The following is a 25,855-nucleotide window of genomic DNA, read 5'->3' on the forward strand; positions in this document are numbered from 1 at the left end:
TCATAACGCTTGCGTTATTACTTTCGTGTTATTTTTCAGTCTTTTCTTGACCTTCTCTTCTCTCCACTGTTTCCAGCTTCAAAAAGGAATCTCAAGGGTCGTTACTTTTCTTCGCATTGTTCAATTTTCAAGATGCTGTTTATCGTTTCTGTGAACCGTTGTCCTCAGGCGACTTAATTATTATATCACGCAATACAGCGTTTGTCAACTAAAAGAATGCAAAGGTTTTCTCTCTTTTTTTAGTCATGTTTTACAATAGTATTATTTTATATATGTATAGAGGAATCTTCCTGCGAAAACCAGCGCCATTCCGATAAAAACCGCCGCTATTGTCATGTGGCTTTTCAGGTCCTCCTCGAACTTGAACTTTTTCGGATCCTTAGGGTCGCAGAGGATTATCTGAGTGGAGCCCTGCTTCAGCGGCTTGCTGTAGCCTGCCGAGTCCTCCTGCTCATACGTCCTGCCCTCAACGGTATATCTGAGCTTGTGGATATAAGCTCCCGAGGGCTTGTTTCTGCGGGTCTCCTCCCTGATCTCCATTACCTCGGCTTTGGCAGGAACTCCGAACTTTTTCAGATACGCAAGCCTCAGAAGGTAAATTCCGCCTGCTATAGCCAATGCAAAGCCCACACAGGCAAGTATAAGATTGTACATTATTTCACCTCATATTTATCATTCCCCCTGCTTTTTCGGGGTATTTTTCTTCAAGAAAGCAATAAAGCTCCGCGAGTGGTTTTTTTCCTTTGTATTCGCCTTTCTTTAAGGCAAGCTGACTTACGTTCAAAATATCGTTTATCCTTTTTGTGCGCGGTATACAGAACAGCCATTTGTACCTGAAGCACAGTTCTAAGACTGATATTCCGCCCCCAAAACTTCTCGGCTCTTCTATGCTCTTCATTTCGCAGAATAATTTTGTCATACTTTCAGTTTTTATACTGTTTCTTTTCAGCAGTATACGCCATCTGATAATACTTTCATCGTATTCCACCGTTGCATTGTATTTCAAAGCTGTTTCAGTTCGACACATACAGGCAAACACCGCCATCGGCACTAAGGCTGCACCAAGCAGTATCATGTGAAGTACCGGGACGTCAAATCGCAGCGAAACCGCCATAAAAGCAAAAAGAAATGCTGACAAGCCTACCATTTTCCATTTAAATCCTGCAATTATTCCGTTGACTTTTATCTCGTTCATTTTTCTCCTCTATATTATCAAAAAAGATATTTCAACGCCGTCCGCAAAGCGGACGCTGCAATTATGCATTATGAATTAAAAAGGGCGGATAATATCCGCCCCCTACAATATGTATGCTAACGGTTCAGTTTGCCATGAGCTTGACCATAACAGCCTTCTGAGCGTGGAGACGGTTCTCAGCTTCCTCGAAGATCTCGTTTGCGTGAGCCTCGAATACCTTCTCTGTGATCTCCTCCTCGCGGTGTGCAGGGAGACAGTGGAGAACCATCGCGTCGGACTTTGCCTGTGCCATGAGCTCGTCGTTTATCTGATAGCCTGTGAAAGCCTTTCTGCGCTTCTCGGCTTCACCCTCCTGACCCATGGAAGCCCATACGTCAGTGATAAGCACGTCTGCGCCCTTTGCTGCCTGCATAGGAGTATCTGTCAGCTCGAACTTTCCGCCGTATGCCTTTGCGAAGTCAAGTATCTCCTTCGGCGGCTGATAGTCATTGGGGCAAGCGATAGATACTGACATACCAACCTTTAAGCAGCCTACGATAAGGGAGTTGGCCATGTTGTTTCCGTCGCCGATAAAGCACATTTTAAGTCCGTCAAAGCTGCCCTTGAACTCGCGGATAGTCATAAGGTCCGCAAGCACCTGACAGGGGTGGCAGAAATCGGTAAGACCGTTTATTATCGGGATAGAACCGAACTCCGCAAGGTCCTCTACTTCCTTCTGCTCAAAGGTACGGATCATGATACCGTCAAGGTAGCGTGAGAGAACTCTTGCTGTATCCTGAACGGGCTCTCCGCGGCCTATCTGGAGGTCGTTCGAGGAGAGGAACAGCGGATATCCGCCAAGCTGATACATACCTGTCTCAAATGAAACTCTTGTACGTGTGGAAGCCTTCTGGAATATCATTCCGAGGGTCTTTCCCTTGAGGTGGGGATGTGGGATACCGTGCTTGAGCTCGTACTTGAGCTGGTCTGCAAGGTTGAGTATTTCAATGATCTCCTCTGTGCTGAGATCGAGCATTTTGAGTAAGTGTTTCATATTTATATCCTTCCAATCAAAAATATCTTTTCATTACTTGTTCATTTCACCGAAAGCCCTGTCTATCGCTACGGCAAAAAGCGCTATATAATCGTCGAACGCCTTGTTATCAATGTCGAAATGATACTGCATTTCTCCGTTCACGCCAAGAAGGCTCTGTATATGTCCGACTTCCGCTTCGTTGAGGACTATATCGAAGTTCTTTCTGTCCTTACTGGTTATCTCAAAGCGCATGGTCTTGTTTTTCGCGGTTATGGTCGGATTGAGAAACAATGAAGTACATTCCATTGACATGAATACGTTGTCGTTGAGGATTATGGTAAAGTAAGGTCTTTTGGAGTCTCCTGTCTGAACGAGAGTATAGAGGTTGTAATTGCTGGCGTCCATCAGGTTATATCTGGCTCCGAAGCCTTTTTTCTTAATGCTGTAGATAAGTCGGCCTGATTTGTCCTGAACGGTATACTTACCGCCCTTTCCAACTACCTGAAACTCCATAGCTTATTCCTCCAGTATCTCTATCAGAATTTTCAGTCCGTCCTTTAGCTCGTCGTATGAGATCGTCAGTGGAGGAAGAAGTCTTACCTTCTCTTTGGCTGTAAGAATGAGAAGTCCCCTGTCGAGAGCCTTCTGTGCAACGTCGTGGGCGTCCTTGCTTTTAAGCTTGATGCCTATCATAAGTCCGAGACCCGTTATGGACTCGACTTCGCTGCACTTTTCAAGCTCGCTCTTTATGAACTCGCTCTTTTTTGTCACCTCTTCAAGGAAGCCGTCGCTCTCTATCCTGTCAAGGACAGCAAGACCGCCTGCACAGGCAATGGGGTTTCCGCCGAAGGTGGAGCCGTGAGTACCTGCTGTGAGGACTCCGCTGCACTTCTCGTTGACAAGACAGGCTCCCATAGGAACACCGCCTGCTATACCCTTTGCGAGAGTGGTGATATCAGCTTTTTTGCCAAAGTGTTCTCCTGCAAGGAATTTACCCGTTCTGCCTACGCCCGACTGGACTTCATCGGCGATAACGAGTATATCCTTCTGCGCGCACAGTTCGTAAACAGCGTCTGCAAATTCCTGACCGAGAACGTTGACGCCGCCCTCTCCCTGTACATATTCGAGCATTACCGCGCAAACCGTATCGTCGAGCTTCGCCTTGAGGTCGTCGATATCGTTTGCGTTAACGTTTACGAAACCTTCCACGAACGGAAAGAAGTAATTGTGGAACACATCCTGACCTGTTGCGGAAAGAGTAGCGATAGTCCTGCCATGGAAGGAATTCACAAGGGTGATGATGGTATGCCTGCCCTTGCCGTATTTATCGAAGCTGTACTTCCTTGCCACCTTTATGGCGCACTCGTTTGCCTCTGCGCCGCTGTTGCAGAAGAATACGGACTTGTATCCCGAGATATTGCAGAGCTTTTCTGCGAAATCAGCCTGTACCTTTGTGTAGTAGTAATTGGAGCTGTGCTGGAGAGTCCTTACCTGAGCACATACAGCGTCAGCCCACTTTTCATCGCAGTATCCGAGAGAATTAGTACCTATTCCGCTTCCGAAGTCGATATATTCCGTGCCGTTCTCGTCCTTACAGCGTCTGCCGCTTCCCTTCTCCATAACAAGGGGATAGCGTCCGTAGGACTGCATAACGTGAGAATTGAATTTATCTATTGTATTCATAACGTCCTCCTTGGGGCAGACTGCCATGGACTTTATCAGACACACTATTATTATAGCGCTAAAAGGCAGTCAAAATCAATCAATTAAGATTTTTTATAAGTAAATTTTTTGTATACAAGTAAATTATTTTACGAACGGCAGTTCTATCATACGAACTGAGTACCGATTCCTTCGTTGGAAAGTATCTCGATGAGAATAGAATGAGGAACTCTTCCGTCGATGATAACGGTCTTTCTTACGCCTCGTCTGACAGCTTCAACGCAGCAGTCGATCTTGGGGATCATACCGCCTGAGATTATGCCCTGTCTCTTGAGGAAAGGCACTTCGCTGACATTTACCTCGGGGATAAGAGTTGACGGGTCGTCCTTATCGCGGAGAAGTCCTGCGATATCGGTCATGAGTATGAGATTTTCCGCACCGAGCTCCGCAGCTATCCTTGCAGCGGCAGTATCGGCGTTTATATTATATGTATTTCCCTCGCTGTCAGTGGCAACTGTAGCGATAACGGGGATATTTCCGTTTGCAAGAGCGTCTGTGATAGGCTTTGTGTTGACCTTTGTTATCTCGCCAACCCAGCCAAGGTCCTGACCGTCGTCGGTCTTTTTCTTTTCTGCAACGAGCATTTCGCCGTCGATACCGCAAAGTCCCACAGCGCTTCCCTTATGCTGTGCAAGGAGCTGTACCAGCTCTTTGTTGACCTTGCCTGAGAGCACCATTTTTACCACGTCAACAGTCGCGTCGTCAGTATATCTCAGACCGTTCACGAAGCGGCTCTCTATGTTGAGCTTCTTGAGCATATCGCTTATCTCGGGACCGCCGCCGTGTACAAGGACTACCTTTACGCCTACCAGCGAAAGGAGGACGATATCTGTCATTACAGCGTCCTTGAGCTCCTTGTTCGTCATGGCGTTTCCGCCGTACTTGATAACAAGTATCTTGTTATTGTACTTCTGTATGTATGGCAGGGCGTCAATGAGCACCTGCGACTTGTCATTGTTTGATATCTTTTCCATTTTTATCCCTTTCCTTGTCATTCATATTTATTCAACCGGGCGCTCATCATAGCGTCTTCGATTATCTGCTTTACCCTTGCGGGATCCTGTATTTTCGGCGATGTGTAATAGGTAATGCTTTTCTTCGGACTGCCCGGAGCGCTTCTGCCTGTGTTATAGTTCACAGCCTGTTCGTTCAGCACCATACGCAGGGTGCCTGCCCTGCCGTCCTTTGACGAAACGTCAATGCTTCTTATGGTACTAAGCCATATATTCTGAGTAGTTTCGTAAAAGCGGACTATCAGCCTCTGATCCGTTACAGCCATAACGCTCTGATAGTTTTTCCCCGCTGCCATGGACAGACCTATCACCATGAGTATTATTCCCACTATAGTGCCTATGCAGGTGAAGAGCAGTATCAGTCCGACTATTATAAGGGGGACTTCCGCGCCCGTATCCTTTTCCCGTTCCTTGGCGGTGAGCTTGTCAAGTCTGCCGAAGCCGCCCGTCCAGAGCAAATGCTCATTCTGGGCAAGATACGGCGCGAAAAAGCTTGCAAGGTCGGTATTGTTTGCATAGGACTGCCGCCGTTTTTCAGCCGCTCTGTCATAGGGGCGCTGTTCGTAGTCCGCGTCATCGTAGGTCTGTTCGTGACTATGATCGCACTCACTTACCTCGGTGATGTTTTTATAGGTCTGCTCGTGGTCGTGTCTGCACTCCCACAGGTCGTCCATATCCTCATAGGTCTGTTCGTGACTGTGGGCGCATTCCCGGCGGTAATCGTGGGACGGAGCTATATAGTCGTCATCATATCTGCTTGCGTATCTTTCATTGTATTCCTCGTAATCTTCGTCTCTTTTCCTGCCGAACACACGATCACCCCCATATCATATATTTCAACTGTTATTCTTTCTGGCTTCCGAAACTGCATTTCTGATCATTTCGCAGTAAACCGAAGCGTCCTCAACATACAGAAAATCAAGAGTCGTAAAAGGTGACTTTGCAACAAACTCGCCTACAAAATTTCTGTTGGGATACAGTACATATATCGTACCGACATTTTCGGCAATATTTGTACAGGTAACATCAACCACATCTGTCAGTTTCACCTTTACAATACTGCTCCTGTTTATGCTGATAATATTTTTATCCGTCACAACAAAAACATTCTTTGCTTTGGATTTATACCATGCTATACCTGCAACCAAAGCACCGAGAAGCAGCATATCTCCAACCATTGTGATCAGCGCCGAATACGTAAGGAAATACAATATATACGTCAGCACTGAAGCTAAAATACAGTAGCTCAGAAACAACTGTACAATCTCAGTAAAAAAAGCCTTTTTACTTTTAGCTGAAAATGCAGAATATTCATCACATCCGCCGCCAAAGAGCACACGCTCTTTTTCTTCAAGATAAGGCGCAGCCAAAGCCGCTAAACGACAGGTTTCCTCTGAATATGCATCTCTGCCGTCCAAAGGTCCGTTACTTTTTATTTCAGCCATACCGATATCCTTGTCATAGGTAAATGATGAATTATCAGCTTCTGTAATCGCCGTTTATCTTTACGTAGTCATAGGTGAGGTCGCAGCCCCATGCAATGGCTCTGCCCTTGCCCTCGCCCATTGAAACGAGTATCTGTATCTCCTCCTCCTGGAGTATCTTCTTTGCAAGCTCCTCGGAGAACTCAATAACATTGCCCTGACGTCCCAGCGGAATAACTCCGCCGCTTGAAGCCATTTCAACGTCAACCTTTGAGATGTCGAAATTAGCGTCCGCATAGCCTACAGCACAGTAAATTCTGCCTGCGTTGGCGTCCTCGCCGAATATCATAGCCTTGATAAGGCTTGAACCGATAACGGACTTTGCCACCTTTTCTGCTATCTCGTCGCTGTCAGCTCCTCTTACGGCACATTCCACCAGCTTGGTAGCTCCCTCGCCGTCTCTTGCCATTTTACGCGCAAGGTTCATAAGAATGCCGTAAAGAGCGTGCCTGAACTGCTCAAACTCGCTGTTTTCCTCGGTAACAGGCGTGTTTCCAGCCTCGCCCGAAGCCATGATGCATACCATATCGTTTGTGGAGGTGTCTCCGTCAACGCTTACTCTGTTGAGAGTAACCTTGATTATATCGTCAAGAGCGCGCTGCATCATTTCGGGAGAGATAGCCGCGTCAGTGGTGAGGAATGTGAGAGTCGTAGCCATATTCGGGTGTATCATGCCGCTGCCCTTGAGCATTCCGCCCATAGTGCAGGTCTTTCCGCCCAGCTCGAACTGTACTGCTATTTCCTTTTCCTGTGTATCTGTAGTCATTATAGCTTCGAGAGCACGCTTGTTGCCGTCGTAGGTAAGTCCGCCTGCAAGGCCGTCCATAGCCTTTTCGATAGGCTCGATAGGAAGTACCTGTCCGATAACGCCTGTGGAAGCCACGATGACATCGTTCTCGTCTATGCCGAGAGTTTTTGCGGCAAGCTGACACATCTTCGTTGCCTTTTCAACGCCGTCGGGATTACAGGTGTTGGCATTTACCGAGTTTACGATAACAGCTCTTGCCTTTCCGTTTCTCAGGTGCTCCTTTGTAACAAGTATGGGAGCTCCCTTGACTTTATTCGTAGTATATACAGCAGCAGCGCTGCACTCCTTGTCCGCAACGATAAGTGCGAGGTCGTTCTTCTTTTTTGCCGAAGGGATAGCGTTGTTTGCAGCAGCGTTGGCCTCTGCCATTTCTCCCAGCGGCTTATGTGCGAGACCGCACTGTACTCCGTTTGCCCTGAATCCCTTTGCAGCGCATACTCCGCCTTCCACAAAGGTTATTCCTTTAAGTTCAACAAGCTTCATTCTCGGTTTCCTCCCTGATCTTCTGTGCGAATTTCGCCACGATGTCGATATATTCCTTTTTTTCGTCCTCGGAAGCCCAGTGATGCGCCTTTGCCATTATACCTGCCTTTTCAAGGACAGGCTCCATCTGCGTATAGAAAAGTCTCAGGTACTTTTCCTTGCCTGCATAAAGGTTGAACATCAGCTGTCCCTCGAACATTTCTCCGACAAAGGGATCGTCGCTGAGCATTTCGATAGCTCTTTTTATAGCAATGCGGGAGCATATCTTCTGACGGAGCATTCTGCTCACGTCCGACACATTCAGCTGATCCTTCGTCTTTTCCATAATGGTATTGAACCATTCGTCCACGGTATAATCTATACCGTCGTCCTCAATGAGATCGTATTCATAGATCTCGCGCAGTGTTTTGCTCATTTTACTTCCCCCCAGAAATAATTATAGATAGATCATATAAGTCCTGTTGTTTCATCTATTCCCATCATTATGTTAAGGCACTGTACCGCAGCACCGCTCGCTCCCTTTCCTAAGTTGTCAAGGCGTGAGCAAAGGAGTATCTGTTCGTCATTGCCAAAAACAAACACCTGTAATTTATTCTGTCCGCTGAGTGTATTTGACGCAAGGAAGAAGCTCTTCTGCTCCTCTGCGGACATCAGCGGCATTACTTCTATCATTTTTGCGCCTGCGTAGTGCTTTGCATACATCTCGTGCACCTGCTGTGCAGTTACTTTCTTGCCGAGAGTTCTTGTCTGCAATGGCACGCTGACTACCATACCGCTGAAATAGTCGCAGACCATAGGGTTGAACATGGGCGTGTATGTCAGTCCCGAAACCGCTTTCATCTCAGGCAGGTGCTTGTGCTGCTGAGAGAGGGCGTACTGTCTGGGACTATTGAACTCGAAAGGCTTATCATCGCCCTCATATACTGCAATAGCCTTCTTGCCTGCTCCGCTGTAGCCCGAAGTCGCATAGGCGAATACGGGGTAGTCCGCAGGTATGATGCCGTTATTGACAAGAGGATAAACTATTGAAGCAAATCCGCTTGCATAGCAGCCGGGCACGGCAACTCTGTTCGACTTGATTATCTTTTCCCTGTGAGCAGCCGAAAGCTCGGGGAAACCGTAAGCCCAGTCAGGATTTGTGCGGTGAGCTGTGGAAGCGTCTATTATACGAACGTGGTCGTTGTCCTTGTCTATGAAGGATACAGCCTCTATCGAAGCCGCGTCTGGCAGACAGAGGAACACATAGTCTGCGCTGTTGATAAGTCGGGCACGCTCGGACGGGTCTTTTCTCAGCTCCTCGCTGATCTTCATTATCTCAAGGTCTTTTCTGTCCTTGAAACGTTCCTGTATTTTTAAACCTGTAGTGCCTTCCTGACCATCGATATAGATTTTTACTGACATTTCTATTCCTCCGTTTGATAAAACTTTCATAGGGGACGCCTTCACTTGCAAGGCGTCCCCTCTCTTCAAACAGTCCGCCGGACTGTTTGAAGATTCACCCCTTGCGAAGCGCCTGTCGTATTCGGGGCGCTGCCCCGAACCCTGCAAGGGCTGTCAGCCCTTGACCTGACCAAAGGGGCAGTGACCCCTTTGGAATCCCATTATTGGTCGTTATCCGACTCAGTAACGGCAATTCCGCCACACAACGGGCAAAACTTTTCACGGTCTGTCATCAGACATCTGCTCCAGCTGTATCCGCAGGCTGAGCACGTATGCTTTCTCATAACGGGCGGCGGTCCGTAGATACATCTTATCACGTCCTCCTCGGGCGCATACATGACGCTGATATTCTCTGAGCCGCAGTAACGGCAGAACCTGTCATCGCCGATGACTTCGCGGCAGTTTCCGCATATCCTCCTGAGAGAACTGCTTTCACCTGTGTTTTTCATAAAACCGCCCCCCTTTGCCGGTTTATCAGGGCCGAAAGCCCATGCAAGACCGATCGCCGAATCAGCGCTTGCGCTTATTGACCTTGCGCTCGTACTTCTCGCGCTTCGGGTCTTCAAGGTCTGACCTGTCCTCTATCATCGAATGCCATATGCTCAATCCGAGCGTCACTGCAACGACAACAGAGAACCATATGATATGGGTACCGGGCTTTACTGCAAGCCACAGTCCCATTATTATCTCGCCTACTACCCATATTACTCCCATGAAAATGGAAAGTCCTATGATAAAGGTTATATCTTTTTTCTTCATATCAGAGTCCCAGCGCCTCTTCTGCAAGCTTTATCTGCTCCCTGACAGCGTCGGGCGAAGGACCGCCCTCGGACTTTCTCTCGCGGACGCAGGTATCGAGGCTTATAGCCTCGTAAACGTCCTCGTCAAAGAGGTCTGTCATTGCCTTGTAATCCGCAAGCGGCAGGGTCTCAAGAGTAAGCCCCTTCTCTATGCACTGAGCAACGAGAGTTCCCGTTATCTTGTAAGCGTCACGGAAAGGCATACCCTTTTTAACGAGGTAATCAGCGCAGTCCGTAGCATTTATGAAGCCTCTTGCAGCTGCATTTCTCATATTGTCCTTGAGTACGCGCATAGTCGCCAGCATGGGAGTGAACGTCTTAACGCAGAGCTTTACGTTGTCAACTGCGTCGAAGATAGCTTCCTTGTCCTCCTGCATATCCTTGTTGTATGCAAGGGGCAGACCCTTCATCATAGTGAGGAGAGTCATGAGGTCGCCGTTGACTCTGCCTGTCTTGCCGCGGATAAGCTCCGTAACATCGGGATTTTTCTTCTGCGGCATTATTGACGAGCCTGTAGCGAATGCGTCGTCGAGCTCAACGAACTTGAACTCCCACGAGCACCAGAGGATTATCTCCTCGGAAAATCTCGAAAGGTGAGTCATGAGCAGAGACAGTGCGCAGTTCAGCTCTATGCAGTAGTCCCTGTCGGAAACTCCGTCAAGGCTGTTGGGCATGGGAGCCGTGAAGCCGAGAAGCTCCGAGGTCTGTCTGCGGTTTGTTTTATAGGTAGTACCTGCAAGAGCGCCGCTGCCGAGAGGGCAGTAGTTCATTCTCTTTGCTGTATCTTTAAGTCTCTCCATATCGCGGAGAAGCATCCACACATAAGCCATAAGGTGATGTGCAAGGGTTATGGGCTGAGCGCGCTGTAAATGAGTATATCCCGGCATAATGGTCTCGGTGTGTTCCTTTGCCATTTTCACGAGTGTAACGGCGAGCTCCTTTACCATAGCGTATATCTCGTCGATCTCGTCGCGAAGATAAAGTCTCAGGTCAACTGCCACCTGGTCGTTTCTCGAACGTGAGGTATGAAGTCTCTTTCCCACATCGCCGAGGCGCTTTGTGAGCTCAGCTTCAACGAACATATGGATATCCTCGGCATTGGGGTCGAGCTCCAGCCTGCCGCTGTCGATATCGGCGAGAATGTCTTTCAGGCCCCCGATTATCTCAAGGCTGTCCTCTTTTGTGATTATGCCGCAGTCTCCCAGCATAGTGGCGTGGGCGATACTGCCCTGTATATCGTGGCGGTACATACGACCGTCAAAGGCAATGGAAGAGTTGAAGGCGTTTACGCCTGCATCCACCTGTTTGGAAAACCTTCCTGCCCACATCATATCTGCCATAATTCTTCTCCTTAATGTTTGATGAACCCATTGCAGAGAACGGCACCCTCGGCGTTCCCTGCAGATCAATAATTCTTCTTGTCTTTCAATGCTGTATATTCCCTGAACACCTCAAGGCATTCCTCACGGTGGAGCTCCTCGGAGATATCCCCCGGAGCTTCATAAAACTCCTTGTCGCGGAAGCCTATCCTGTCCGTATCTTCTATATTGCAGCCGTAAAAGACCTTTTTTATATTCGCCCACATCACAGCTCCCGCACACATGGGGCAGGGCTCTGCGGTGGTATAGAGCTCACAGCCGGTCAGGTCGTGAGTCCCCAGCTTTTTGCAGGCGTCGCGTATAGCCATTATCTCGCCGTGACAGGTGGGATCGTGTCTTTTAACGACCTCATTGTGTCCCTGTCCGACTATCTCTCCGTCCCTGACGATAACGCAGCCGAACGGACCGCCGTGACCTGCATTTATGCCTGCTCTCGCCTCATCAATGGCGAGCTTCATGAATTTATCCATAGTTTTTATATTTCAATGTATTTGTTGCGGTAATACAAGTCCTCGCGGACGGTGAAGCCCATATGTTCCCAGAACCGGTTTCCGTTTTCGTTGTGGGTGAACACCACCAGCAGAACTTTCTGTATGCCCTCTTTTCTGAGAGCCTCCATAGCGCTTTCCACAAGCATTCTGCCAATGCCCTGTCCGCGGCGGTCGGGAGCTACGACAACATGATGGAAGATACCGCGTCTGCCGTCGTGACCTGCGAGGATAGTACCGATTATCCTGCCGTTTTCCTCGGCAACGAAGCTCGTTGCAGGATTACGTCCGAGATATCTTGCGAAGCCCTCGGGACTGTCGTCCACAGGATTGGTTCCCTCGTGCTCTTTCCAGCACTCGTTTACTCCGTCCCAGTCATTGACGGTCATAACTCTTACCTTTACCATGTTACCATTCCTTTTTAGTTGAGAGTTTAGAGCTGAAAGTTAAGGAGTTGCCTTCGGCGGCATTATTAAAATGTGAGCGCAGCGAACACATTGACTCTCAACTCTCAATTCTCAACTTGAAAAAAATCGTAACAGGCAGGAGAAGGCTCCCCTGCCTGAACTATCGCTTATTCTGATGTCAAGAAATGATTACTTGTTGTTTCTCTTCTTGTCCAGCTGAGCTCTAACCTTTATCGGGAGACCGAAGAGGTTGATGAAGCCTGCTGCGTCAGCCTGGTTGTAAACCTCGTCTTCATCGAATGTAGCAACTTCCTCATCATAGAGTGTGTATGGTGAAGTTACGCCTGCGTTGATGATGTTGCCCTTGTAGAGCTTGAGCTTAACGTCGCCTGTAACTCTCTTCTGAGTCTCTGTAACGAAAGCGCTCATAGCCTCGCGGAGAGGTGTGTACCACTGGCCGTTGTATACGATATCAGCGAACTTGATGCTGAGGTACTGCTTGATACGGGCTGTTTCCTTGTCGAGAGTGATAGTCTCGAGAACTTCGTGAGCGTGGTAGAGGATAGCGCCGCCGGGAGTCTCGTAAACGCCTCTTGACTTCATACCAACAAGACGGTTCTCAACCAGGTCTGCAAGACCGATACCGTTCTCGCCGCCAAGCTTGTTGAGAGCAGATACCATCTCAACGCCGTTGAGCTCCTTGCCGTCAAGCTTTGTGGGAACGCCCTTCTCGAAGTGGATAGTGATGTATGTGGGCTTGTCGGGAGCGTCAATAGGTGAAACGCCCATTTCAAGGAAGCCCTTCTTCTCGTACTGAGGCTCGTTTGCAGGATCCTCAAGATCGAGACCCTCGTGTGAGAGGTGCCAGATGTTCTTGTCCTTTGAGTAGTTTGTCTCTCTGTTTATCTTGAGAGGAATGTTGTGAGCCTCTGCGTAGTCGATCTCCTCGTCACGGCTCTTGATGGTCCATTCTCTCCATGGAGCGATGATAGCCATTTCCGGAGCGAAAGCCTTGATAGCAAGCTCGAATCTTACCTGGTCGTTGCCCTTTCCGGTGCAGCCGTGGCAGATAGCGTCAGCGCCCTCTGCAAGTGCGATCTCAGCGATACGCTTTGCAATGATAGGACGTGCAAAGGAAGTACCGAGCATATATCTGTTCTCATATATAGCTCCTGCCTGAACTGTAGGATAAACGTAGTCCTGAATGAACTCTTCCTTGAGGTCTGCGATGATGAGCTTGGAAGCGCCTGTCTTGATAGCCTTTTCCTCAAGTCCGTCAAGCTCAGTACCCTGTCCTACGTCGCCTGAAACAGCGATAACTTCGCAGTTGTTGTAGTTTTCCTTGAGCCACGGGATTATGATAGATGTGTCAAGTCCGCCCGAGTATGCGAGAACTACCTTTTTGATATCCTTTTTGTTAGCCATTGTGATTACCTCCTGAATATTATCGCTGCTTTGAGAGCAGCGCGGATTTGCGATATAACACTATTATACTACATAGTAAAATATTGTCAAGTATTTTTGAATAAATATTCATTATTTTTTGTTTTATTCGCGCTTTAGTGCATATTATTCATTTGTTACAGAATAAATTTTGGTACTGCCTATTTTTCCGCCTATTGGTCCCGGAGTTAAAAAGCTCTGTTAAATCCACGTTTGTTTTGTACGAAATCCCGATTTTTATGCAAAAGGGGCTTTTTTGCTTGATATTTTCACATTTTACCATTATAATGAAATTACATATCGCTCTGCAAAGCGCTAAAGAATACAGGCAGAGCTTTTCCTAACATTATGGAGGTTAACATTATGGCTGAGAAAAACGGTACAAAGATAACTATACTCGGCGCAGGCAACGTCGGCGCTTCTATTGCTTACACTTTCGCGGTGGCAGGCACCTGTTCCGATATAGTTCTTGTTGATATAAACAAGGCTAAGGCTAAGGGCGAGGCTATGGATATCCGTCAGGGCGTTTCCTTCGGTGAGAACGTGGAGGTATTCGACGGCGGCTACGAGGACGCAAAGGATTCCGATATCGTTGTTGTTACTCTCGGTATCGCAAGAAAGCCCGGTCAGACTCGTCTTGACCTTGCTCAGACAAACGTAAACATCATCAAGGAAGTTATGCCTCAGATAGCAAAGTACGCTCCCGACGCGATCTATGTGGTTGTCAGCAACCCTGTTGACGTCCTGACATATACTATCCTCAAGTGTACAGACCTCAAGCCCAACCAGGTCATAGGTTCGGGTACAGCTCTCGATACTTCAAGACTCCGTTCGATCATCGCCGATCACGTAGGTCTCAGCCCGAACAGCATTCACGCTTATGTATTCGGCGAGCACGGCGATTCTTCGTTCATTCCGTGGTCAATAATGAACATCGCAGGCGTTCCTGTTGACGAATACTGCGCAGACCAGGATCACGCAGACCTGGACGAGGACGAGATCATCAACGAGGTCCGCAGCGCAGGCGCAGAGGTCATCAAGAGAAAGGGCGCTACCTTCTATGCTATCGCAATGAGCGTAAACAAGATATGCGACACTGTTCTCCGTGACTCAAAGAACATCATCACGGTTTCCACTATGATAAACGACAGATACGGTATCAACGACGTATGTCTCAGTCTCCCCTGTGTTATCGGCAGCAACGGTATCGAAAGAGAGGTTTCTCCGAAGCTCACAGACGAGGAGATAGCAAAGCTTCAGGCGAGCGCAAAGGCTCTCAGAGGCGTTATTGACCAGATACAGTTCTGAGAAACCGCAAATATGCATTTTCGCGGAGAACCTGTCGTTCTCCGCTTTTTTAAAATAACCACAATATACTGAAAGGACGCATAAATCATGAATTACGCAGAAGAATCACTTAAAAAGCATTATGAGTGGCAGGGCAAGATAGAAGTTATCTGCCGTGCTCCCCTCGTAACAAGAGACGACCTCTCACTCGCTTATACCCCCGGCGTTGCACAGCCCTGCCTTGAAATACAGAAGGACGTTGACAAGAGCTATGAGCTCACACGCCGTTCAAACCTCGTTGCCGTAGTTACAGACGGTACAGCTGTTCTCGGTCTCGGAGACATCGGTCCTGAGGCAGGTATGCCCGTTATGGAAGGCAAGTGCGCCCTCTTCAAGGCTTTCGGCGACGTTGACGCAGTTCCTCTCTGCGTCCGCTCAAAGGAAGTTGACGACATCGTAAATACAGTACGTCTCCTTGCAGGTTCATTCGGCGGCGTGAACCTGGAGGATATCTCCGCTCCCCGCTGCTTCGAGATAGAGAAGAAGCTCAAGGAGTGCTGTGATATCCCGATATTCCACGATGACCAGCACGGTACAGCCGTTGTTACTCTCGCTGCTATGCTCAACGCTCTCAAGGTAGTAGGCAAGAAACTCGACGAGATAAGAGTCGTTACAAGCGGTGCAGGCGCAGCAGGTATCGCTATCATTAAGCTCCTCATCTCCATGGGTCTCAAGGACGTTGTCCTCTGCGACAGAAACGGAGCTATCTACAAGGGACGTCCCGAGGGCATGAACCCCATGAAGGACGAAATGGCTGAGATAACAAACCAGCAGATGAGAAAGGGCAGCCTCGAAGAAGTGATCAAGGGCGCAGACGTATTCATCGGCGTATCGGCTCCCGGCTGTGTAACTCCCGAAATGGTAAAGTCAATGGCTGACAAGCCCATCCTCTTCCCCATGGCTAACCCCACTCCCGAGATAATGCCCGACCTTGCCAAGGAGGCAGGCGCCGCTGTTGTAGGTACAGGAAGAAGCGACTTCCCGAACCAGATAAACAACGTTCTCGCATTCCCGGGTATCTTCCGCGGAGCTCTCGACGTCCGTGCAAGCGATATCAACGACGCTATGAAGATAGCTGCTGCAAAAGCTATCGCTTCATTCGTAACAGACGACAAGCTCAGCGCTGATTACATTATCCCCAGCGCTCTCGACAAGACCGTAGCACAGGCAGTTGCAAAGGCTGTTGCTCAGGCAGCTAAGGATACAGGTGTTGCACGTATATAATGCGTAATGCAATGCATAATTCATAATGCATAATTGCTTGCAGAAAAACAACTTTTATGATATAATTGAGCCGTGGAGCGTATGCTCTGCGGCTTTTTTAAGTTGAGAATTGAGAGTTGAGAGTTATGCAGATAAGGAAATACAAAACAGACGACATACAGCAAATGATAACGATATGGAATGAAATAGTTGATGAAGGCATTGCTTTTCCGCAGGAAGAGCAGCTTGACGTAACAACAGGAGAACAGTTCTTTTCGTCGCAAAGCTATTGCGGCGTTGCAGCAGATGAAAACGGAAATATTTTCGGCCTGTATATCCTGCACCCTAACAATGTCGGACGCTGCGGACATATCTGCAATGCAAGCTATGCGGTCTCATCTTCCTGCCGCGGACAGCATATCGGTGAAAAGCTGGTCAGGGACTGTATACGGAAAGCAAAAGAATGCGGATTTCTTATATTGCAATTCAATGCTGTTGTAGAAACCAACACCCGTGCAAGACATCTGTATGAAAAAACAGGCTTCAGGCAGCTCGGAGTGATACCCAACGGTTTCAGAATGAAGGACGGACATTATGAAAACATATGCCCGTATTACATAGAGCTTTAAATAACGATTTACATTCGTGCGAATGATATCCGCCCCTACAATCTTAGTTCTAAGCTCAAATTACCCGAAATTAAGGGACGCCGAGGGCGGCGTTCCCTACAGTAAAAAAGGAATGATAAATATGAGTTTGAATGATACCCCCTCCTCGGAGAGAGTCCATATCGGCTTCTTCGGACGGAGAAATGCAGGTAAATCAAGCGTTGTCAACGCTGTCACAGGTCAGGAGCTGTCCGTGGTCTCCGACGTCAGGGGAACTACCACAGACCCCGTAACAAAGGCAATGGAGCTTCTCCCCCTCGGTCCCGTGGTGATAATCGACACCCCTGGATTTGACGACGAGGGAGCTCTCGGCGAGCTGAGAGTCCGCAAGACAAAACAGATACTCAACCGCACAGACCTTGCTGTGCTCGTTGTGGACGGCACGGTGGGACTTACCGAGACAGAACGTCAGCTGACCGACATTTTCACCGACAAGGATATCCCCTGTATCACGGTCTATAACAAGTCCGACATCGCCAAAAAGCGCGTCTGTCGGGACAACGAGATAGAGGTCAGCGCCCTCACGGGTGAGAACATATACGAGCTCAAGGAACGTATCGCCGCCCTTGCAAAGCTCCCCTCACAGGACAAGCGCATAATAGGCGACCTGCTGAACGCAGGGGATATGACGGTACTCGTTACGCCTATCGACGCGGCTGCGCCGAAAGGACGCATGATACTCCCACAGGTACAGACTCTCCGCGACATTCTCGACGCCGACGCTATGGCAGTATTCACCAAGGAGTTCCAGCTTGCGGAAACCCTCGGAAAGCTCTCCGAACCGCCGAAACTGGTCATTACCGACAGTCAGGCTTTCGCAATGGTGAGCAAGATCGTTCCCGAAAGCGTTCCCCTTACATCGTTTTCAATACTTATGGCGCGTTACAAAGGCTTTCTGGAAACCGCCGTAAAGGGCGCGGCTGCCATAAAAACGCTGAAAGACGGGGACACCGTCCTCATCTCCGAGGGCTGCACCCATCACCGCCAGTGCGGCGATATCGGCAGTGTGAAGCTCCCTGCGCTGCTTAAAAAGTTCACGGGAAAGACCATAAATATCAAACTCAGCTCAGGTCGGGAGTTCCCCGAGGACCTGTCGGAATACAGTCTTGTGATACACTGCGGTGGCTGTATGCTCGGCGAACGTGAAATGACCTACCGCCGGAAGTCCGCAGAGGACCAGTCCGTACCCTTTACCAATTACGGCATAGCTCTCGCACTGATGAACGGCATACTGAAGCGCAGTCTCGGCATATTCCCCGATCTTGCCGGAGAGCTGGAATGAAGGCGCGGCTGCCCTATATCATCGGATCTGTGCTGCTTGTGGCAGTTGAAGTCTGCATCGGCGTGTTCTATTTCAGCCATTTCATACGCTCCTACGTCGGCGACATCATAATCGTATGGGTGCTGTACTGCCTTTTCCGCTCATTTGTACCGCGGAAGTTCAGTTCCTACGGCGTTGCGCTTGGAATACTGGCGTTTTCCTTCGCCGTGGAGTTCCTGCAAAAGGCACATATCGCCGATATACTCGGTGTTGAGAACGAGCTTCTCCGCATAATCATAGGCACCAGCTACGCCGCCGAGGACTTATGGTGCTACACCGCGGGAACTGCCGTGACCATACTTGAGATATTCATTTGCGGCAGACTGTCCGACAGCAGGAACTCATAGGCAAAACCTCTCCCGAAAACATATAATGAATAGAAGCTGTATAATCTCAGCTCCAAAGGCAATAATAAGAACAACAAATTCATTATATACCGGGAGAGAACATCATGTCCGTCAGAAGAGGAGAAATATATTACGCCGACCTCAGTCCCGTTGTAGGCTCTGAACAGGGCGGTATCAGACCTGTACTTATAGTCCAGAACGACGTGGGGAACAAGCACAGTCCCACGGTCATAGCGGCTGCAATAACCAGTCAGCGCGGCAAGAGCCGCCTGCCCACACACATAGAGGTGCAGGCAGACCAGTGCGGTCTCGCCAAGGACAGCATAGTCCTTCTTGAGCAGATACGCACTATCGACAAAAAGCGGCTGAAAGACAAAATGGGGGAGCTCGACCTTAACGCAATGGATAAGGTGAATACTGCTCTTTCCATAAGCTTCGGGCTGGAAATATGATGAAATCGGAACGGTTTTTCCGTTCTTCTTGATACAGAAAGCATTTCATAAAACTTATTTGTGGGCGGATAATATCCGCCCCTACGTTTTTCGGGACGTCGATGACGCCAGCCCTTACTAATCACTCAGAAAAGAGCTTACAAGCGGCACTGCAACGCTGAATCCCAGTGCTATGAGGAGCTCCGTCATAGTGGGAGCTGCGGTGCTGAATACCACCTGCAACTGCGGAACGGCGACTGCCGCCGCAAGGACTGCTCCCGAGACGAGAACTGCTCCCACAAGCTTCATATTGCCGAATGGATTCATACTGAAAAGGGAACGGCTCTCGGAGCGGCACTCGAAAACGTGTATGAGCTGAGACACCACAAGGGTGATAAGAGCGGCTGTGCGGCTGGCCTCCGCAGAGCTCCCCAGGTGCATGACCGCGGTGAAGCTGGCAAGAGTTGAAAGTCCGATAAATACGCCGCGAATAACTATCTTCCACATCAGTCCCCCTGCGAAGAAGCCCTCGTCGGAGCGCCTCGGCGGACGGTTCATGATATCGCTCTCGGGGCGCTCCATGCCCAGCGCTATTGCAGGCAGACCATCGGTGACAAGGTTCACAAGGAGTATCTGCACGGGCAGGAGCACTATCGGCATTCCCATGACGATCCCCAGGAACATGGTCAGCACCTCGCCTATATTGCAGGACAGCAGATACCGCACGAACTTGCGGATATTGGCGTAAACGCACCGTCCCTGCTCCACGGCGCTGACGAGAGTGGCGAGGTTGTCGTCCATGAGTATCACGTCAGCCGCCTGCTTTGTGACGTCAGTACCAGTAACTCCCATAGCCACGCCCACATCGGCTTCTTTCACCGCAGGAGCGTCGTTGACTCCGTCACCCGTCATGGTGACTATTTCGCCGCGTCTCCTGAAACTGCGAACAATGCGGAGCTTGTGTGCAGGCTCAACACGGGCAAAAACGGTATATTTCCCGATATCGCGGTCGAGCTCCTCGTCCGTGAGCCTGTTCAGCTCCTCCCCTGTTACAGCCATGCCGCCCTTGAGCAGACCTGCCTTTCTGGCAACTGCCACGGCGGTATTTTTATGGTCGCCCGTTATCATGACAGTCTTTACGGAAGCCGCTGCACAGCGGCGTATAGCGGCTTTTGCCTCCTCACGGGGAGGGTCGGTCATGCCTGCAAAGCCGAGAAACACAAGGTTTCCGCGGTGGGGTTCGAGAGTATCGGAGCTGCACATGGCAAGGGCAAGGACTCGCAGAGCCCTGTCGGACATCTCCGCCGCCTTTTCCCCGAGTTTACGGCGGAAGGACGCTGTCATGGGAACTGTCTCCCCCCCGCTGTTCATGTACTGGGAGCACCTCGGTAGAAGAACTTCCTCCGCACCCTTGAAGTATATCCTCTTTTCGCTGCCGAAGCTGCAATGCACCGCCATGAACCGCGTTTCGCTGTCGAAGGGGAACTCCCCTATAGTCCTGAACTTATCCGCGACTGCGGACTTTGTTATCCCTGCCTTTGCCGCCGCGATAAGGAGAGCGGCTTCTGTGGGGTCTCCTGTGACGCTCCACTCGCCCCTGCCTGCCAGGGAGCCTCTGTTGCGGCTTTTCGGCGTTTCCCGAGTGCTTATTTCAGCCGTTGAGCATATTGCTCCGCACCGCAGAGCCTCCGTGAGAGCTCTCTCTGTCACAGGATTTACGGCGATGTCACCGTCTTTTGTTACAGCTCCGCTTACCCTGTAGCCCATGCCGCTGAAAAAGAACTCATCATCAGCGGTAGCAAGCTCCGTAACGGTCATTCTGTTCTCGGTGATAGTTCCCGTCTTGTCTGAGCAAATCACCGACGTACAGCCCAGAGTCTCGACGCTGTGGAGCTTGTTCACAAGGGCTTTCTGCTTCATCATGCGGCTGACCGCCAGTGCAAGGGCGATAGTCACCGTTGCAGGCAGGCCCTCGGGAATTGCAGCTATAGCAATAGTTATGCCTGTCATGAGCATATCGAAGACATTCTCGCCGCGGAGCACTCCCGCCCCGAATACCGCCGCGCACACGATAAGACATATTATCGCAACGACCTTGCCCAGCTCCGCAAGCCGCTTCTGCAGCGGAGTCTGCTCCCTGCCGATATCCGTGAGCATTCCCGATATCTTTCCCATCTGCGTATCCATGCCCGTAGCTATGACCTTTCCGCGGCATGAGCCCTTTACCGCGGAAGCTCCGCAGTAGACTATATTCTCCTTGTTAAGGGAGTTGTCGGTATCGTCCTCCGCCCCTGCCGACTTTCCAACGGCAACGGACTCCCCTGTAAGTACGGATTCGTCCGCGAAGAAGCCCGCCGCTCTCAGCACGGCGCAGTCCGCAGGTATGCGGTCGCCGGCCTCAAGCTCTATTATATCCCCCGTTACAAGACGCGAAGCCGCTATCTCACAGAGCTTTCCGTCGCGCCAGCACTTAGCTGTCGGCGAGGTCATCGAGCGGAGAGCCTCAAGAGTATGCTCCGTGCGGTACTCCTGTATAAAGCCGAGAACGGCGTTGAGAAGCACGATAAGGATTATAGTAACCGCGTCGGATATCTCCCCGAGGAACACCGAGATAACCGTAGCTCCGAGGAGTATCATAACCATGACGTCGCGGAACTGCCCCAGGAATATCCGCAGAGGCCCTGCGCGCCTTTCCTCTCCGATGACGTTTTCGCCCTCTGTTCTGAGCCTTTCCTCTGCTTCCTTTTCAGTAATGCCCATATTTTCACCCTTTCACAGATATTTGTCCTTACAGGATATGTCAGTCCGCGGACAAATATGACTTCAGACCCGTGGACTGTAAACAGGTTGCAATTACGGAGCAGATGTGCTATAATAACATTGTCGTCAGAGATGACGTGACAGAACTACAACAGCTTCAAGGAGTGATAATATGCCATACTGCACAAAATGCGGCAGACAGCTTCAGGAGGGAGAGATCTGCGGCTGCACAGCTGCAAATACACAGCAGACCGCTCAGCCTCAGAACAACTTCGACAGCGCGCCGCAGCAGCCATATCAGAACTATCAGAGCCAGCCGGCTCCACAGGGCTTTGCGCCCAACGGCTATCCGCAGGGCTACCCCAACCAGTACTACGGTCAGCCAATGCCGCCCCAGAAGAAAAGCAAGACGTGGATACTCGCCATAATCATACCTGTCAGCATAGCAATACTGCTGATACTGGGTATACTGGCAGCTATACTTGTTCCCGCAATGCTTGGATATACGAAAAAATCAAAGTTATCGTCGTCAAATTCATTTGCCAGCAGTGTTTCAAAGGCTGCCACCACAGCTATCATAGAGCTTGATGAAGAGGGCAAAAAAGTGACCGGAAAGTACATCATCTGCTCGAACGAGAAAGATAACGTTGCCGTTCCCTTCGATATCGCAGACTTCAACGAGAAATTCACCCGATACATCGACAATGAAAAGCTTGAAAAGTACGAATACTTCATAGTAGTGATCAACGGCGTCGCTCAGTATACGGCAGTTTCCGAGGACTGGACAAACAAGAAAAAGCTTGTCGGAACATATCCGTCCTCTACCATAGACGGCACAAGACTCTATTCAGCGGACGGAAACTATTCACTGTCCACAGACAGAAAAACTCTCGATTACCTCTACTGGGACGCATACGACAAGGTGTTCAATAAGTAATTACATAAAAACAAGCACGGAAACCGTCTCCTGAGACAGTTTCCGTGCTTTTTTATTATCAGAATGCGAGTTCGTCGGTGATACTGAAAGTTTCCATATCGGCTGCAACGAACTTATTTGAAGAGAGAGCATAGATATAGTCGCCTATATAAACGGCTCTGTTGAATGACGGAGTCTGCCAGTCGTGATACGCATCCGTGATGATATCAGAGGAGATATCGCCCCTGTGGACGAACTTTCCGTCCTCGAAGCTGAAAAACTCATATCTTGTCTGCGAGATATAGTCCTTGAAGTCTTCCTTATAGCTGTACTTCGTATAGGATATCGGTACGCCGATAAGGTTCTTTTCGGGAGCTATGAGGAGAGCCTTCCGCTCGTAAACCGCTTCTGAGCTGTACCATTCCTCATGCATCTCAACGATATTGTCTCCCAGTATCCTGCTGTCGGAGTAACTCGTCCATGTGTAAACGTCCTCTGCCCTGAGGTCGTTGGGGTCGGAGTTGTTGAACATGGTCATTCTTATACCTGTTATCCTGCCTGATTCGTTGGCGTCCTGACCGAAGCCGAGAAGCAGTCCGTCGCCCCACTGCTGCATATATGTGCTGAATCCGTTTATCTTGAACTCGTCAAGGAGAACGGGGTGTGCAGGGTCGCTGAGGTCAACTGCGTAAAGCGGGTCTGTTCTGCGGAAGGTAACGACATAAGCCATATCGCCGCTGAAGCTTGCGGATTTGAGCTCCTCGCCCTCTCCGAGACCTTCTATACTGCCCACCATGTTCATATCCATATCGAACACGTATACACGGGTGTCCCTCTTGCCTGTCTCGTAGGTGTAATAGCCTTCGCGCCTTTCATCTGTGTATTCTTCCAGTATCCATTCCAGTTCTGCTTTCTGCTCGTCGGTATATGGGTGGAATGTTCTTTTCATGTAGGTGTAGGTAGCCGCAACGCGGAAGTATCCGTCATACTCGCTCATGGAGAACTGGTCCTTGACATTGCCGTTGATGGTCGCGCCTGCCATAGGGACTATCTCTCCGCCGCTTATTGAGATACGTGTGATATCAGTAGTATCCTCCTCTTTCGGAGCTGCTGTGTAGAGATTGTCCGCCGAGCAGTAAAGGCTGCCCGTATAGCCTGCGAGGGTCTTCTTGTCCTTTTCCGCGGGAGCTCCCGGATTATTGAGGTCGAGGCTGCCGATGACCGTATATGAAAGGCTGTCCGTATATCCGAATCCGCCCGCAGGGAGAAGAATATCCTCGGTGGGGATAATGTCATAGCACTCGGTAAAACCGCAGTACGGTATATAGCCCCTCTTGTCCTTTGCACCGTCTATATCCTCGAAGAAACGGGAGGTATATGTGGAAGTAAGCAGCATATAGCCCTCGGGAGATATCCTTACGTCGTTGTAGTAGCCGTCCTGCTTGTAAACGTCAATGAGTTCCGGCTCATCGCCTGTTGTGAAGAACGCAACGAATGTATACGGCACATCGTTCTCAATATCGCGGTAGTCGATACCGTAATAGTAGTTGGAATTGTTATTATTGCCGATGATAGCTATCATGTCATTGTAGACATACATATCCACAGCTGTAACATTGTAGCCGCTGTCCTCGATACCGACTGCCTTGCATATATCAATGGTGGAGCTGCCGGTGAACTTTCCGTCCTTTGCGTCTGCTGTTCGGAGCACGGGAGTGTAGGAATATTCCTCACCCGACTCATGGCCGAGATAGTAGATATGCTTTCCGTCGGTCTTTACGATATCGGCTTCGAGAACGTCCTGTTCCTGATAGTGGGTCTCGGAGTGTTCGGGGTCTTTCTCCTTCACGGGCTCTGTATCGGTCTCCTCATCATCAGGCGCCGATATCACGGGAGTTTCATGTAGATCTTCCCCGCCGCCGCCGATACCCATAGTACCGCCTGCGTCGTTCATATCAGGCTCTGCTGCGGCAGCAGCTGTTGCAGACTCGCTGTCAGGCACAGCGCTGAAATCGCCTACTTCTGCTTCCTCAACGATGTCCATGCCTTTATATACTGACTTTGAGTATACATCGTGGTCCTTTGCAGCCTCCTTGAACATGACATATATCTGTCTGTAGCTTGAAGCGCTGCTCATGTAGCTTGTGAGCTCCTTTGTCTCGGTGGTATCCTTCGCCTCATTGGCCTCTTCGTCTGACTTCTCAGCCGATATTGTCTTGCCATCCTCAGGAGCTGCCTTGTCCTTAATGTATTTATCACTTATCTTTCTGTTGTTCAGTGTATATACGGCAGTACCGCCTATCACAGCACAGGCTGCCGCCATAGCCGCGATACGGCTCGCCATTGAAATGCCGCTTCTCTTTTTCTTTGCAGCTTCATTATCGAGCATTATCTTTATATTTTCGGGTCTGAGCTGTTCGGGAACAGGCTCCGACTTCATCTGCTCTCTGAGCTTATCGTCGTTGTTCATAAACATTCTCCTTTCACGGGTCATATTTCAGGTGTCAGCTCAAGCCGCAGCTTCTGCTTTATCCTTGCAAGCTTTGAACGCACGGTAGTCGGCTTTATTCCGCAGAGCGAGGATATCTCGTCGCTGGTGTAGCCGCCCAGCACCGACATGGACAGCAGCAGCTTCGATTCGTCGTCCAGTCTTCCCACAGCTTCTCTGAGTTCCACAGATTCATAGCTGAAGCTGTCGGAAAGCTGAGGCGCATCCTCGAGAGCTTCCGAGGGCTCAAAGTATGTACGCTGCTTGCGCTTTATCTTCGCAGCGAGTATAGTCATTATCCACCCCCTGAACTTTTCGGGGCTTCTGAGCTTCTTTATGCTCCTGAAAGCGTCAAGAACGGTATCGCTCACAGCGTCAGCCGCGTCGTGCTGATTCCGCAGACTGTGCAGAGCAATATGATAAAGGTCCTCGTAAACTGTTGAGTATAGTCTTGCAAAGGCTTCGGTGTTTCCTTCTTTTGCGAGCCTGATATCTTCTGACATATCGTTCATAGGGATCCCTCCTTTGAATCCGGATTCATAACATACGTGTCCTGCGGCAGGCATATAGTTGCAATTGATCTGTAAAATAGTCGCAATGTACAAAAAGCGTTCGCTCACATTGTACAGTATGACGGTAAGCTTTGCCGCAACCCACAAAAATACCCCAAAGGTGGAAAAAACGCAGAAAACTTCAT

27 protein-coding genes are annotated in these 25,855 nt (G+C 49.6%); 7 read left to right on the forward strand and 20 right to left on the reverse strand.

Translation table 11 applies throughout. From position 1 onward, the window contains the following. Positions 1 to 261 precede the first annotated feature (261 nt). From IKW96_RS06550 to IKW96_RS06630, 17 genes are all read right to left on the reverse strand, one after another. Complete coding sequence (locus IKW96_RS06550; RefSeq protein WP_296572010.1) at positions 262 to 654, reverse strand: DUF3592 domain-containing protein; 393 nt, start codon at positions 652 to 654, stop codon at positions 262 to 264. Between the two features lie 4 nt (positions 655 to 658). Next, positions 659 to 1,195 (reverse strand): hypothetical protein, encoded by a 537-nt coding sequence (locus tag IKW96_RS06555; protein ID WP_296572012.1) that lies wholly within the window; start codon positions 1,193 to 1,195, stop codon positions 659 to 661. Positions 1,196 to 1,319: 124 nt separating this feature from the next. Further along, positions 1,320 to 2,228: an ornithine carbamoyltransferase gene (gene argF, locus IKW96_RS06560; protein WP_296572015.1), complete on the reverse strand. Its 909-nt coding sequence runs from the start codon at positions 2,226 to 2,228 to the stop codon at positions 1,320 to 1,322. Between the two features lie 33 nt (positions 2,229 to 2,261). Then, positions 2,262 to 2,723, reverse strand: a complete 462-nt coding sequence (locus tag IKW96_RS06565; protein WP_296572018.1) for a hypothetical protein — start codon at positions 2,721 to 2,723, stop codon at positions 2,262 to 2,264. A 3-nt stretch (positions 2,724 to 2,726) separates the two neighbouring features. Continuing rightward, positions 2,727 to 3,893, reverse strand: a complete 1,167-nt coding sequence (locus tag IKW96_RS06570) for an aspartate aminotransferase family protein (protein ID WP_296572023.1) — start codon at positions 3,891 to 3,893, stop codon at positions 2,727 to 2,729. A gap of 146 nt (positions 3,894 to 4,039) precedes the next feature. Beyond that, the gene (argB, locus tag IKW96_RS06575; protein WP_296572027.1) at positions 4,040 to 4,906 is read right to left on the reverse strand and encodes an acetylglutamate kinase; all 867 of its coding nucleotides are present in this window, start codon (positions 4,904 to 4,906) and stop codon (positions 4,040 to 4,042) included. Between the two features lie 17 nt (positions 4,907 to 4,923). After that, on the reverse strand, positions 4,924 to 5,757 hold the full coding sequence (locus tag IKW96_RS06580; RefSeq protein ID WP_296572030.1) for a hypothetical protein: 834 nt from the start codon (positions 5,755 to 5,757) through the stop codon (positions 4,924 to 4,926). A 24-nt stretch (positions 5,758 to 5,781) separates the two neighbouring features. Next, positions 5,782 to 6,390: a hypothetical protein gene (locus tag IKW96_RS06585; RefSeq protein WP_296572033.1), complete on the reverse strand. Its 609-nt coding sequence runs from the start codon at positions 6,388 to 6,390 to the stop codon at positions 5,782 to 5,784. Positions 6,391 to 6,424: 34 nt separating this feature from the next. Then, positions 6,425 to 7,720: a bifunctional glutamate N-acetyltransferase/amino-acid acetyltransferase ArgJ gene (gene argJ / locus IKW96_RS06590; protein ID WP_296572036.1), complete on the reverse strand. Its 1,296-nt coding sequence runs from the start codon at positions 7,718 to 7,720 to the stop codon at positions 6,425 to 6,427. Then, positions 7,707 to 8,135 carry a contact-dependent growth inhibition system immunity protein gene (locus IKW96_RS06595; protein WP_296572039.1) on the reverse strand — a complete coding sequence of 143 codons (429 nt, stop codon included), beginning with the start codon at positions 8,133 to 8,135 and terminating at the stop codon, positions 7,707 to 7,709. Before IKW96_RS06595 ends, argJ begins: the two co-directional genes overlap by 14 nt. Positions 8,136 to 8,167: 32 nt before the next feature. Beyond that, complete coding sequence (argC, locus tag IKW96_RS06600) at positions 8,168 to 9,121, reverse strand: N-acetyl-gamma-glutamyl-phosphate reductase (protein WP_296572042.1); 954 nt, start codon at positions 9,119 to 9,121, stop codon at positions 8,168 to 8,170. Positions 9,122 to 9,321: 200 nt separating this feature from the next. Continuing rightward, entirely contained in the window at positions 9,322 to 9,609 is a 288-nt protein-coding gene (locus IKW96_RS06605; RefSeq protein ID WP_296572045.1) for a hypothetical protein, read from the reverse strand. A 61-nt stretch (positions 9,610 to 9,670) separates the two neighbouring features. Then, the gene (locus tag IKW96_RS06610) at positions 9,671 to 9,919 is read right to left on the reverse strand and encodes a hypothetical protein (protein ID WP_296572048.1); all 249 of its coding nucleotides are present in this window, start codon (positions 9,917 to 9,919) and stop codon (positions 9,671 to 9,673) included. Between the two features lies 1 nt (position 9,920). After that, a complete protein-coding gene (argH, locus tag IKW96_RS06615) occupies positions 9,921 to 11,300 on the reverse strand; it encodes an argininosuccinate lyase (RefSeq protein ID WP_296572051.1) in 1,380 nt (459 codons plus the stop codon). 65 nt (positions 11,301 to 11,365) lie between these two features. Beyond that, positions 11,366 to 11,809: a nucleoside deaminase gene (locus IKW96_RS06620; RefSeq protein WP_296572054.1), complete on the reverse strand. Its 444-nt coding sequence runs from the start codon at positions 11,807 to 11,809 to the stop codon at positions 11,366 to 11,368. A gap of 5 nt (positions 11,810 to 11,814) precedes the next feature. Continuing rightward, on the reverse strand, positions 11,815 to 12,234 hold the full coding sequence (locus IKW96_RS06625) for a GNAT family N-acetyltransferase (protein ID WP_296572056.1): 420 nt from the start codon (positions 12,232 to 12,234) through the stop codon (positions 11,815 to 11,817). Positions 12,235 to 12,423: 189 nt separating this feature from the next. Further along, positions 12,424 to 13,659, reverse strand: a complete 1,236-nt coding sequence (locus IKW96_RS06630; protein WP_296572059.1) for an argininosuccinate synthase — start codon at positions 13,657 to 13,659, stop codon at positions 12,424 to 12,426. 381 nt (positions 13,660 to 14,040) lie between these two features. Between IKW96_RS06630 and IKW96_RS06635 the strand changes: the two genes are divergently transcribed. The 6 genes from IKW96_RS06635 (at position 14,041) to IKW96_RS06660 (ending at position 19,015) form a co-directional block, all read left to right on the forward strand. After that, on the forward strand, positions 14,041 to 14,985 hold the full coding sequence (locus IKW96_RS06635) for an L-lactate dehydrogenase (RefSeq protein ID WP_296572062.1): 945 nt from the start codon (positions 14,041 to 14,043) through the stop codon (positions 14,983 to 14,985). Positions 14,986 to 15,072: 87 nt separating this feature from the next. Next, on the forward strand, positions 15,073 to 16,248 hold the full coding sequence (locus IKW96_RS06640) for a malic enzyme-like NAD(P)-binding protein (protein WP_296572063.1): 1,176 nt from the start codon (positions 15,073 to 15,075) through the stop codon (positions 16,246 to 16,248). Between the two features lie 125 nt (positions 16,249 to 16,373). Then, positions 16,374 to 16,856, forward strand: a complete 483-nt coding sequence (locus IKW96_RS06645; protein ID WP_296572065.1) for a GNAT family N-acetyltransferase — start codon at positions 16,374 to 16,376, stop codon at positions 16,854 to 16,856. A 121-nt stretch (positions 16,857 to 16,977) separates the two neighbouring features. Then, entirely contained in the window at positions 16,978 to 18,177 is a 1,200-nt protein-coding gene (gene hydF / locus IKW96_RS06650) for a [FeFe] hydrogenase H-cluster maturation GTPase HydF (RefSeq protein WP_296572101.1), read from the forward strand. After that, the gene (locus IKW96_RS06655; RefSeq protein ID WP_296572104.1) at positions 18,174 to 18,563 is read left to right on the forward strand and encodes a DUF2809 domain-containing protein; all 390 of its coding nucleotides are present in this window, start codon (positions 18,174 to 18,176) and stop codon (positions 18,561 to 18,563) included. The genes hydF and IKW96_RS06655 overlap by 4 nt, the downstream gene beginning before the upstream one ends. 104 nt (positions 18,564 to 18,667) lie before the next feature. After that, positions 18,668 to 19,015, forward strand: a complete 348-nt coding sequence (locus IKW96_RS06660) for a type II toxin-antitoxin system PemK/MazF family toxin (RefSeq protein ID WP_295088445.1) — start codon at positions 18,668 to 18,670, stop codon at positions 19,013 to 19,015. A 117-nt stretch (positions 19,016 to 19,132) separates the two neighbouring features. On the opposite strand, the gene IKW96_RS06665 is transcribed toward IKW96_RS06660, so the two are convergent. After that, a complete protein-coding gene (locus IKW96_RS06665; protein ID WP_296572109.1) occupies positions 19,133 to 21,754 on the reverse strand; it encodes a cation-translocating P-type ATPase in 2,622 nt (873 codons plus the stop codon). A 172-nt stretch (positions 21,755 to 21,926) separates the two neighbouring features. On the opposite strand from IKW96_RS06665, the gene IKW96_RS06670 reads away from it, so the two are divergent. Then, positions 21,927 to 22,691 (forward strand): hypothetical protein, encoded by a 765-nt coding sequence (locus tag IKW96_RS06670; protein ID WP_296572113.1) that lies wholly within the window; start codon positions 21,927 to 21,929, stop codon positions 22,689 to 22,691. Positions 22,692 to 22,749: 58 nt separating this feature from the next. On the opposite strand, the gene IKW96_RS06675 is transcribed toward IKW96_RS06670, so the two are convergent. Then, positions 22,750 to 25,140, reverse strand: coding sequence for a beta-propeller domain-containing protein (locus tag IKW96_RS06675; protein ID WP_296572118.1), 2,391 nt, complete (start codon positions 25,138 to 25,140; stop codon positions 22,750 to 22,752). A gap of 20 nt (positions 25,141 to 25,160) precedes the next feature. Continuing rightward, on the reverse strand, positions 25,161 to 25,670 hold the full coding sequence (locus IKW96_RS06680; RefSeq protein WP_296572123.1) for a sigma-70 family RNA polymerase sigma factor: 510 nt from the start codon (positions 25,668 to 25,670) through the stop codon (positions 25,161 to 25,163). Positions 25,671 to 25,855: the final 185 nt, after the last annotated feature.

It is taken from the genome of Ruminococcus sp. (assembly GCF_017549005.1).
Taxonomy (GTDB): Bacteria; Bacillota; Clostridia; order Oscillospirales; family Ruminococcaceae; genus Ruminococcus.